Annotated in this window: 10 protein-coding genes; 8 read left to right on the top strand and 2 right to left on the bottom strand. The window is 41.9% G+C overall.

Annotated elements, in window-relative coordinates:
* The 3 genes from nusB to yajC all read left to right on the top strand — a co-directional run.
* The coding region (gene nusB, locus K1X56_14310; GenBank protein MBX7095891.1) for a transcription antitermination factor NusB at positions 1–608 on the top strand (608 nt) is incomplete at its 5' end.
* Positions 609–622: 14 nt separating this feature from the next.
* The gene (locus tag K1X56_14305; protein ID MBX7095890.1) at positions 623–1,069 is read left to right on the top strand and encodes a DUF1573 domain-containing protein; all 447 of its coding nucleotides are present in this window, start codon (positions 623–625) and stop codon (positions 1,067–1,069) included.
* Between the two features lie 26 nt (positions 1,070–1,095).
* Positions 1,096–1,419 carry a preprotein translocase subunit YajC gene (gene yajC, locus K1X56_14300; GenBank protein MBX7095889.1) on the top strand — a complete coding sequence of 108 codons (324 nt, stop codon included), beginning with the start codon at positions 1,096–1,098 and terminating at the stop codon, positions 1,417–1,419.
* A 77-nt stretch (positions 1,420–1,496) separates the two neighbouring features.
* Here the strand turns inward: yajC and K1X56_14295 are convergent, their stop codons facing one another.
* Complete coding sequence (locus K1X56_14295; GenBank protein ID MBX7095888.1) at positions 1,497–2,459, bottom strand: AAA family ATPase; 963 nt, start codon at positions 2,457–2,459, stop codon at positions 1,497–1,499.
* A gap of 98 nt (positions 2,460–2,557) precedes the next feature.
* Here K1X56_14295 and surE point away from each other — a divergent pair, with 98 nt between their 5' ends.
* The 5 genes from surE to K1X56_14270 are packed head-to-tail and all read left to right on the top strand — an operon-like array spanning position 2,558 to position 7,198.
* Positions 2,558–3,328, top strand: coding sequence for a 5'/3'-nucleotidase SurE (gene surE / locus K1X56_14290; protein ID MBX7095887.1), 771 nt, complete (start codon positions 2,558–2,560; stop codon positions 3,326–3,328).
* 1 nt (position 3,329) lies between these two features.
* Positions 3,330–3,626: a hypothetical protein gene (locus K1X56_14285; protein ID MBX7095886.1), complete on the top strand. Its 297-nt coding sequence runs from the start codon at positions 3,330–3,332 to the stop codon at positions 3,624–3,626.
* Positions 3,623–4,735 carry a lipid-A-disaccharide synthase gene (gene lpxB, locus K1X56_14280; protein MBX7095885.1) on the top strand — a complete coding sequence of 371 codons (1,113 nt, stop codon included), beginning with the start codon at positions 3,623–3,625 and terminating at the stop codon, positions 4,733–4,735. The genes K1X56_14285 and lpxB overlap by 4 nt, the downstream gene beginning before the upstream one ends.
* 36 nt (positions 4,736–4,771) lie before the next feature.
* A complete protein-coding gene (locus tag K1X56_14275; GenBank protein MBX7095884.1) occupies positions 4,772–5,947 on the top strand; it encodes a SpoIID/LytB domain-containing protein in 1,176 nt (391 codons plus the stop codon).
* A gap of 54 nt (positions 5,948–6,001) precedes the next feature.
* Positions 6,002–7,198, top strand: a complete 1,197-nt coding sequence (locus K1X56_14270) for a hypothetical protein (GenBank protein MBX7095883.1) — start codon at positions 6,002–6,004, stop codon at positions 7,196–7,198.
* 48 nt (positions 7,199–7,246) lie between these two features.
* On the opposite strand, the gene K1X56_14265 is transcribed toward K1X56_14270, so the two are convergent.
* The coding region (locus K1X56_14265) for a T9SS type A sorting domain-containing protein (GenBank protein ID MBX7095882.1) at positions 7,247–8,035 on the bottom strand (789 nt) is incomplete at its 5' end.

The following is an 8,035-nucleotide window of genomic DNA, read 5'->3' as shown; positions in this document are numbered from 1 at the left end:
TCAAGAAAATTTTTAATGAACTGCGCACTTCAGAAGAATATGCGAAATACATGACGGATCCGGGTCGTTCGTTCGAAGAGGGTCAGGATTTTATTATGGCTTTTTTCAAAGACAAAATTGCCAATGGCGAAACCGTTCTGAATTACCTCGAAGAAACCTCCATCAATTGGGTGGATGATATCGACCTGGTTTGTGCTACTGTTTTAAAAACCATTAAAGGATTTAAAGAAAGCGACAACGAATTTGCGGCATTGTCCGATTTGTATAAGGACAAAGAAGAAGACGAAAAATTTGTCCGCGATCTTTTCCGCAAAAGCATTCTTCAGAGTCAGGAAAACGAAGACATCATTTCTTCAAAAACCGAAAACTGGGAATTGGAACGGATTGCTTCAATGGATATGTTGCTCATGAAAATGGCCATCACCGAGGTGCGCGAATTTTCAACCATTCCAGTTAAAGTTACACTTAACGAATACATCGAAATTTCTAAATTCTACAGCACACCACGCTCCAACGGATTCATCAACGGAATTCTGGATAAAGTGTTCCTGGAATTGAAAAAAGAAGGAAAAATCAAAAAAATAGGAAGAGGTCTTATCGAAAATTAACTATGTTTTTTGCAATGAAAAAGACAGTTTTATCATCGTTTTTAGTTGCTTCACTTATGGTGGGATTGGTATCCTGCAGCAATGAAGCCAATGTAGGTGCAGATGAAATTAATTCGGCACACATCGATCCGGAAAATCCGCCGGTAATGGAATTCGAAACGCCTTTGTACGATTTCGGAACTATTTCTAAAGGACAAGTAGTAAAATATTCCTTCGAATTTACCAATACAGGTAAGTCGGATTTATTAATTCAATCGGCTCGTGGTTCCTGTGGTTGCACCGTTCCCAAAAGCTGGCCAAAAGATCCGGTTAAACCGGGAGAAACCGGTACCATTGAAGTGAACTTCGACTCCGAACACAAGAGCGGAAAACAAGATGTAACCGTTACCATTCTTGCCAATACAGTACCAACCAAAAATGAAGTGAAGCTCACCGGTTTTGTGGCTTCGCCTAATGAATAATGTTCATCCTATAAATCCAAAATAAAATGTCATTCAGCACCGTATTATTACAAGCTGCAGCTCCTGCACAAAGTCCACTTCCTTCCATCATCATGATCGGATTGATGATTCTGGTATTCTATTTCTTTATGATTCGTCCGCAAGCCCGCAAAGCGAAAGAAGCGAAAAAATTCAGAGAAGGATTGGAAAAAGGTCAACGCATCGTTACCATTGGCGGTATTCACGGTAAAATCGAAGAAATTAAAGATACAACCGTTGTAATCGTAACCGAAGGTGGCGGAAAATTACGCGTTGAAAAAGGAGCGATTTCTCAGGAATTCACCGGAGGAATCGATCAGAATCAGCAATAAGAACTATTTTTTTTTTTTTTTTCAAGTACCTGTTTTGGCCATTCCATTCAGGTACTTTTTTTTTGAGCGCTGAGGGATTACAACAAAGAAGCAATGATTTTCTCCAGCGAGTAACCTTCTGCTTCAGCCATGTAATTGCGAACAATACGGTGACGTAAAATCGGTTCTGCAACGGCTTTCACATCTTCAATATCGGGCGAGTATTTTCCTTTGGTGGCGGCGTGACATTTAGCTCCGATAACCAGGTATTGCGAAGCACGCGGACCCGCGCCCCAGCTGATGTATTTATTCACCAGATCGGTGGCCATGGAAGTATTCGGACGCGTTTTATTGGCAAGTTTTACGGCATATTCCAGTACATTATCCGCAACGGGAATGCGACGAATTAAATCCTGGAAATAAATAATTTCTTCGGCATTGAGAATTTTATTCAGACTCACCTTGGTGTTAGAGGTGGTACTGCGTACAATGGCTAATTCCTCTTCAAATTTGGGATAGTCCACCCAAATATTAAACATGAAACGGTCCAATTGCGCTTCGGGCAGGGGATAGGTACCTTCCTGTTCAATGGGATTTTGTGTAGCCAGTACAAAAAACGGGTCTTCCAGTTTATAACGTTTTCCCGCTGCGGTAACCGCTTTTTCCTGCATCGCTTCCAATAAGGCCGATTGCGTTTTAGGAGGCGTACGGTTAATCTCATCGGCAAGAATGATATTGGCGAAAAGTGGACCCTTAATAAAACGGAAATTACGTGTATCATCGAGAATCTCGGAACCGATAATATCGCTCGGCATTAAATCGGGGGTAAACTGAATGCGGTTAAAACTAAGACCCAATGCATCCGAAATGGTATTCACCAATAAGGTTTTTGCTAAACCGGGAACACCAACCAGAAGGCAGTGTCCCTTCGAGAAAATAGAAATCAACACTTCATCCACCACCTGCTCCTGGCCGACAATCACTTTGCCGATTTCCTTTTTCAGATCCTTGTATTTTAGAACGAAAGCGTCCAAAGCTTCCACGTCCGACTGATAATTCATGTGTTGTTCAATTAGGAGGATGAAGATACAAACTTTAGACTAAAGACGGAGATTGTTGGGAAATAGTGTGGATGCGCCTAAAAATGTATTTTTACGGTATGAACAAACGAAAAGAGCCAGTTATTCTGGTAACCAACGATGATGGTATTACAGCTCCGGGCATTCGTGCTTTGGTAGAGGCGGTAAAGGGATTCGGACGTATTGTAATTGTTGCACCGGATAGTCCGCAATCGGGAATGGGGCATGCCATTACGGTGAATGAACCCTTGCGAATGAGTCAGTCCAAAGAATACGGAAAACTCGAAGCCTATTCCACTTCCGGTACGCCGGTAGATTGTGTGAAGTTGGGTATTTATGAAATCCTGAAATTTTCACCCGATCTTATCGTTTCGGGTATCAATCACGGTTCTAACGTAAGCACCAATGTGTTGTATTCAGGTACCATGTCGGCCGCTGTTGAAGGTGCGCTGGAAGGGATTCCATCCATCGGATTTTCACTGCTCGATTATTCGATGAATGCCGATTTTAAACCCGCACAAAAAGTGGTGAAGTCGGTCGTGAAGGAGGTCCTGCAAAAAGGAATGCCCGAAGGAATTTGTTTCAATGTGAACATTCCAAAATTGCCTTCCAATAAAATCAAAGGCATAAAAATTTGTCGCCAGGCCCATGCCTTCTGGGAAGATAAATTCGATTTAAGAAACGATCCGCTCGGAAAACCCTATTACTGGCTCACGGGTGAATTCAAAAGTTACGATGAATCTTCCGACACCGATATCTGGGCACTGGAACATGGCTATGTATCACTCGTGCCCACACAATACGATATGACCGCTCACAGTGTGATGAAAAAACTCAAATACCAATTCTGAAATGGATAAATTCGATAAGCCGCTCTATGGAATGATTGCGGGACTTTTATTGCCCTTTTTAGGATACGCTGCAGGGAAGCAGGTGATTTATTCCTACGGACCATGGAGCAAGTATTGGGGATATTTTTTACAGGGAGGCGAATACCAAAATCAGATTTTTACCTTCTGCATGTTGCCGACATTATTCCTCTTTTATTTCGTGTTTTTTCATTGGAAACTCGAACGTGCCAGTAAAGGATTGGTAGCAGTTTCGCTGGTGGAAGTTGCCGCATTCATGGCCTTTAAATTTCTTCGATGAAATACTACATCATAGCCGGAGAAGCATCAGGCGATTTGCATGCCTCGAACTTGCTGAAGGAACTTCGTAAGATCGACGATCAGGCGCAATTCCGTGCCTGGGGTGGAGATCTGATGCAGGAACAAGGGGCCACCATTGTGAAGCATTACCGCGAACTCGCCTTTATGGGATTTACGGAAGTCCTCATGAACCTGAAAACCATTCTGCGCAACATGAAGTTTTGTGTGGAAGATATTCTGCGTTTTAAGCCCGATGTGGTGATTATGGTAGATTATCCCGGATTTAATCTCCGCGTGGCTAAAAAGTTGCGGGAACATGGTATAAAGGTGTTTTATTACATCTCTCCCCAGGTATGGGCATGGAAACAATCGCGGGTGAAAACCATTCGGGAGGTGGTCGATAAAATGTTTGTGATTCTGCCCTTCGAAAAAGAGTTTTACCGCAAATGGAATTATGAAGTGGAGTTTGTGGGACACCCACTGCTCGATGCCATTCAACATTTACCGGCTGCAGATACTGAATGGAAGAAATCATTAGGACTAAGGGTTAAACCCATCATCGCTTTATTACCGGGTAGCCGCAAACAGGAAATATCACGTATGTTGCCCATCATGCTGGCCACCAGCAAAAAATTTCCCGATTACGATTTTGTTATTGCAGGAGCTCCTTCGCAAACGGAGGAATATTACCGCTCGTTTATGGGGAATCATACCATTCCTCTTGTATTCGGAAAAACCTATGATATTCTCCGGAATTCAGAAGCTGCACTCGTCACTTCAGGTACGGCCACGCTCGAAACGGCTTTGCTGAATATTCCCGAAGTGGTGTGTTACAAAGGAGGCAAAATTTCCTACCACATTGCGCGTCGGCTGATCAAAGTCAAATTCATCTCATTGGTGAATCTCATCATGGATCGGGAAGTGGTTAAGGAGTTAATTCAGGATGATTTTAATGTGGAGCAATTAAGCCGCGAATTACAACGGATTTTACCGGGCACGGCGGAGCGTGATCAATTGTTGCGCGACTACCAATCACTTCGTGAAATACTGGGTAACAGTGGAGCATCGGCGTTAACTGCCAGTCTCATGTTGAAAACTCTGAAATCCTGACATCAACCCGGCACAGGCATTGCTTAATTTTGCTTTATGTGCTCAGGGAGAAAATTATTCCTTTCATTTCTTTTTGTCTGTTTTGGTCAACTGTTCATCGTCCACGGCCAACAAGTGCGCATCGGAATTTTTCGTCACGATCCGCAGTTTTCGGTCATGGTTAACCCCTCCCTCGGTGATTACAAATTATTTGGCGATTCGCTCGAATTGGGGAAATTAATTCCGGGTAATGCACTCAAAATTTCCGGCGATACCAATGGTGTAAAAGTCGTTTCCCTCAATGGCGAAACCGGCGTTTTTCGTCAGGTATTATTTGTTCCGCAGGACTCCGCCGCCGATATCAAATTCAAAGGCATCCAACCCAGCGGAAAAGAAAAAACATATCGCGGAAAAATTTCGATCGATTATTTTAATGGCTCACTGCGCATCATCAATCACCTCGATCTGGAAGATTATTTGGCCGGGGTAGTGGAGGCGGAGGCCGGTTACGGACATCATCAGGAGTTTTATAAAGTGCAATCCATCATTTCCAGAACCTATGCCCTTGCACATTTATACAAACACGAAGAAGAAGGATTTCACTTGTGCGATCAGGTGCATTGCCAGGCGTTTAAAGGAAAAGGAAAAGCCAACGTAGAAATTTTAAAAGCTACACAGCTTACGCATGGAATTGTAATTGTGGACGACAGTCTAAAAATGATAACTGCAGCCTTTCATTCGAATTGTGGTGGACAAACAGCCAATTCGGAACAGGTGTGGACCAAAGCTGTTCCCTATTTAAGATCGGTGAAAGATCCCTATTGCGTTTCGCAACCCAATGCATATTGGAAAAAAGAAATTACCGCGCTCGAATGGGCTTCTTATCTTAAACGCTACAGCATTCCCGTGCAGGATTCCACCTGTTTTAATTACTGCAGTAATTTTAAGCAGCCCTACCGCATGTATTGTCTGAGTTCCTGCAACAAAAGCATTCCGTTTAAAAATATGCGAACGGAGCTGAATCTTAAATCCACCTTTTTCAGTGTGGAAATGCTCAATGAAAATACCATTCTGTTAAGAGGAAGAGGATTTGGTCACGGTGTGGGATTATGCCAGGAGGGCGCAATGAAAATGGCAAAACTCGGATTCGATTATAAAACAATTTTACTGCATTATTTTACCGGTGTTCATATTGTTGACATTCGGACACTTCAGAATTTTGAAGATTTCTGAGTGGAGATTTGTAACAATTGCTTTGCCTGATCGTCCTACCACTAACTCATGATCATGGTGCAAAAAAACATTCTCTTCCTGCTGTTTTTATTGAGCGGACTATTCCTGAAAGCCCAAAACAAATATGCCACAGAAATTGATAGTGTATATCAGGTAATCTCAGGCAAACATGTTCAACCATTCGGATATATTTCGAAAGAAAAATGGAAAGAGCAGCTGGACGAATTAAAACAGAAGAATTGGTCGGCCGAACAAACCAATCTCGCTTTAATCGGAATATTGCAGGAAATCAATGATGAACACACCATTTTATTTCCCAAAGAAAATTACATATTGCCATTCAGAGGCCGGATTTTAAAAGAAGGATTTATCATTACAGTTACCTCTTCGGAACTGACCACTTTACACCTTGGTAAATTATTAGCGATAAACGGACAAAAAGCAGAATCGATATTTAGTTCCATTTCAAGGCGGATTAAACAGGATAATCCCTGGTACGTATTAAGCATGAGCGAATTTTATTTTCATAATACGGTCGTCCTATCCGGAATGGGAATACTCCACACCGATAGTCTCAATTCCATTCAGGTACAGAAATGGAATGGAGATACCATTCATGCAAACTTTCGACTTTTCCCCAATAAACCGGAAACAAAAATAAACTGGACCTATGCCGATGTGGTAAGAAAAATGTTGCCCTATAGAAAAAGTGCAAATTACTGGTACGAATACATCGATACTTCACAAACCCTATATTTCAATTACGAAAAATGCAACGAAGATCCCAATCATAAATTTTCATCCTTCAACAAAGAATTATTTCATTGTGTTAAAGTCAAAAAACCAAAGAAAATTATTTTGGATTTACGCAGTAATCCGGGTGGAAATTCTGCATTGATAGAACCCTTTGTAAAGTCCATTTCAAAATCATACCTCAATCATCCGGATCGCTTTATTGTATTGGTGGGCAGAAAAGTAATTTCATCTTCATTGATGAATGCAGTGGAATTAAAACAAAAAACCAAAGCCACATTTATCGGAGAACCCAGCGGAGGCAATCTCTATCACCATGGTGAGATACAACGTATTTATTTGCCGCAACTCAATGCATTTTTTATGTACAGTACAAATACTTTTCAGTTGGACGAACAAGAGAAGGGAAGTTTTTTACCCGGTGTTTTAATTAATTATACATGGAAAGATGTGGTTGAAGGAAATGATCCGGCATTAGCAGCCGCCTTTGCAAAATAAAAAAGGGTCATCGAAATCCGACGACCCTTTTTCAGAATGATTGAACGATTACATTTTCACAATGCGTTTTACAGCGCTGTGATCGTTGTTCGAAATTTTTACGGAATACATTCCCGGTGCAATTGCAGGAAGATGAACATCTGTTTTTGCATTTTGTCCGGAAACTAATGTCAAAGAAGTACTATATACCACTTGTCCCACAGCATTTACAATTTCAACTTTGTGGTTACCATCCCATGGTGCATTCACTTCTAAGGTGAAGATTCCTGAACTTGGGTTAGGGTAGATGTGAATGTAATTCGAGTTAACTTCTTCAAGAATTCCTGCTCCAATTCCACTGAAGGTAAACGGAGTTGCCGACATCATGGAACAACCATTGGCATCTGTAATTTCAACGGTATAGTCACCATTCACAACCGGAGTAAAGGTTTGCGAGGTAGCACCCGCAATTGGTGAACCGTTCAAATACCATTGGTAAGAAACCGCAGCGGTAGAAGCTAAATCATTTCCACTTTGCGAAACAACTGGAGCAGCAGGTAAATTATTTACAGTAACAGTTACCGAAGCCGTTGAGGTACATTGACCGGAACTTGCAGTTACTGTATAGGTGGTAGTGCTTGTTGGACTTGCAACCGGATTGGCAATATTCGGATCACTTAATCCGGTGCTTGGCGACCAGCTATAGTTTGTTCCACCACTTGCATTCAGTGTAGTGTTATCGCCATTACAAATGCTTACGTCAGAACCGGCACTTGCAGTGATTTGCGAATCTACAGTTACAGTTACAGTAGAAGTGGAAGAACATCCATTGGCATCTGTTCCGGTAACGGTATAGGT

It is taken from the genome of Flavobacteriales bacterium (assembly GCA_019694795.1).
Taxonomy (GTDB): domain Bacteria; phylum Bacteroidota; class Bacteroidia; order Flavobacteriales_D; family UBA2798; genus UBA2798.
The sequence above is the reverse complement of the archived record's forward strand: the minus strand, read 5'-3'. Positions and strand labels throughout refer to the sequence as shown.